The 2,140-nt window shown below is 42.0% G+C and carries 2 protein-coding genes; both read left to right on the forward strand.

What is annotated here, in order from left to right; translation table 11 throughout:
* Positions 1-497 precede the first annotated feature (497 nt).
* Positions 498-1,160, forward strand: coding sequence for a Type 1 glutamine amidotransferase-like domain-containing protein (locus AC0YNV_RS40625; protein WP_210047169.1), 663 nt, complete (start codon positions 498-500; stop codon positions 1,158-1,160).
* A gap of 223 nt (positions 1,161-1,383) precedes the next feature.
* Positions 1,384-2,013, forward strand: a complete 630-nt coding sequence (locus AC0YNV_RS40630) for a LysE family translocator (protein WP_475773125.1) — start codon at positions 1,384-1,386, stop codon at positions 2,011-2,013.
* The last annotated feature ends 127 nt before the right edge of the window (positions 2,014-2,140 follow it).

The following is a 2,140-nucleotide window of genomic DNA, read 5'->3' on the forward strand; positions in this document are numbered from 1 at the left end:
GGATGATGGGATTTAAAGGGCTATGACCCGTTGCGTACTCCCATCGTACCGAGGCGCTCGTTTTTTTGCAAAGCGGAAATTTAACGCTCTACAGGAATGCTAACGGGTACGATTAATATCGTCACTTAATTTCGAGGATAAAGAAATAAAGATTAATATTGGTGAGGTTTCAGCAATCTTTATTCCTACTTAAGGTTTGCAAATACAAGCATGGGTAGCCTGCTGATCATTTCATATTACATAAAACTGAACTGGATTTACTGTTATTCACCGAAAAAAGGAACTGAGGCCCATTAGTTGTTAAGCTCCCTGGGCACGATAGCGTGGAGTAGCGTGCTGCGGCAGCTGCTCCTTTTTCTTTTGAAGTAACGGACAGATTAAGATTAGCAATCTGTAAGAAACAATCCGAACTGAAATGTCCTAAAATATAGTTTAAGTAGACAACCCCCCTAAAGTCTAAAAGAATAAACGACAGACACACACAAAGGAGTGAAGTTATAAAATTTCTGCTCACATCTGCAGGCATCAAAAACCAAAGCATACACGACGCGCTGGTTGACATGCTGGGCAAACCGATTGCCGAGTCTACCGCCCTCTGCATTACTACTGCGGTGTACGCCATACGAGGTGGTGCGGGCCATGCATGGCAGTTCTTTAGCGGACAAGCCACCACACCGATGTGTGAGCTGGGCTGGAAGTCCATGGGGGTTCTGGAGCTCACCGCGTTGCCTAGCATCGATGAAGAGCTTTGGGTTCCTATGGTCAAGGAGACTGACGTTCTACTAGTAAATGGCGGTGACCCCTTGTATCTGTGTTACTGGATGCGGCAGTCCGGACTGGCAGACCTCTTGCCGTCGCTGAACTTAGTCTATGTGGGACTGAGTGCTGGGAGCATGGTGATGGCACCTAACATCGGGAATTTCTTCGTTGAGTGGACTCCACCCAACGGTGGCGATGAAACGCTAAGACTGGTTGATTTTGCGATATTTCCGCATCTGGATCACGAGATGCTGCCGAGAAACACCATGGCTGATGCAGAGAGATGGGCCGCCGGGATGCAAGGGCCAGCGTATGCGATTGATGATCAGACCGCCATCAAAGTGATCGACGGAGCGGTCGAAGTGGTCTCCGAAGGGCATTGGAAACTGTTTTCGCCCTGATATTACTCCGCTGTTTACATAATTGGTGAAACCTTAGTGGTAATTATTACGGTCGGTTTAGAGGTGTGTTAGTCGAAAGTGAATGTTGATTACTTTATTAAGCTAAAGGGTACGATAGTTGAACACCGAAACGGCTACCGCGGGGTAGCCGTCATTGCGAACGGGCAGTATTATTCAATATCCATATAAATTGTTAAATAAAATTGGATTGGAGTGGGTCATATTGGTTGGAATAACAAGTTTCGGACTTTTTTTATTAACTGCCTTATTGATGAATATAACTCCTGGTACAGATACAATGTACATCGTTAGCAGAAGTGTATCGCAAGGGAAAAAGGCAGGAATTTATTCTGTTCTTGGCATTTCCACGGGTTCATTAGTGCATACCTTTCTAGCTGCTGTTGGTTTATCTGTAATTCTTACAACATCAGTTGTCTTATTTACTATTATTAAAATAATAGGTGCAGGATATCTGATTTATCTTGGTGTTCGAATGTTAATACAAAAATCATCTAATTTAAAGCTCAAGGATACAAAAAGTATGTCATTAAAAAAGATATATACTCAAGGTCTTCTGACTAATGTTACTAATCCAAAAGTGGCTTTGTTTTTCATTTCTTTTCTTCCTCAGTTTATTTCAGGGGATAATACTTATGGTCCTTTACCCTTTATTATTTTAGGACTTTCTTTTGTTATGACGGGAACTGTTTGGTGTTTATTAGTAGCTATTTTTTCTTCATATGCAACTAAAAAATTGAGAAATAATCCAAAAGTAGAATCTATATTGAATAAAATAACAGGGATCATTTTCATCGGATTAGGAATAAAGTTGTTTCAGACAAAAGCATCTTAAAAATCTTTCTTCAACGAACGGGTACGATAGCATTCCTGTAGAGCGTTAAATTACCGCTTTGCAAAAAAACGAGCGCCTCGGTACGATGGGAGTACGCAACGGGTCATAGCCCTTTAAATCCCATCAT

It is taken from the genome of Paenibacillus sp. JT31N11 (assembly GCF_056269285.1).